Raw genomic sequence first — 674 nt, 5'->3', positions numbered from 1 at the left:
ATGCTAAAAATCCAATCTACCCTCTGGTTGAAGAAGCAATAATAACATCGTTCTCTGATACAATAACTGAGATAGACTCGGCTTTATTTGAAAGATGCTATGTGAATACCCCTGACAGAATTAAATTTGACAGGCGGATAAACATGCACATCTCTAAAAGCCAACATTTATTTAGCTCTACACCGATCAGGCCTATGCAAAAACGAGATGCCAATACTTTCAGAAACTCTTTAATCCAAGCAAAGAAAAACTCAAAGCCATTGGCAATAGTTATTTTGGGCACAGTTGGTGCTGGTAAAACAACCTTCCTTCATTATACTCGAAATATCTCTGCTGCTGATATTTTCGAAAAGCATAATAATGCACCTTATCCGCACTGGGTCAAAGTTGACTTCCTTCAATACACTAATGATACATCACCAATTGATTACATTTATAAAACGATAAAAGATTATATTATCAACGACGAGTTCTTTTCCAACTACGAACTTTGCATTCAGAATGCTTATAAAGACGAGATAAACTCGATCAAAAAAGGCCCTGCATTCTTAATAGCCAAAGATGAAGAGAAAATCAACGAACTGATTACCCAAAAGTTAAGCGCTGACTACGATAAAGTAAAACCATATGCAGATCAACTAATTAAGTATGCAACAAAACATACTCCTGTTTTT

At 35.5% G+C, this 674-nt stretch carries 1 pseudogene; it reads left to right on the top strand.

Annotation, left to right across the window (positions count from 1 at the left end):
• Nucleotides 1-143: 143 nt before the first annotated feature.
• Nucleotides 144-674: pseudogene (locus tag CWM53_RS05635) on the top strand (hypothetical protein); the annotation flags it as partial.

This window comes from Klebsiella sp. A-Nf5 (assembly GCF_002810545.1).
Taxonomy (GTDB): domain Bacteria; phylum Pseudomonadota; class Gammaproteobacteria; order Enterobacterales; family Enterobacteriaceae; genus Klebsiella; species Klebsiella variicola.
The sequence above is the reverse complement of the archived record's forward strand: the minus strand, read 5'-3'. Positions and strand labels throughout refer to the sequence as shown.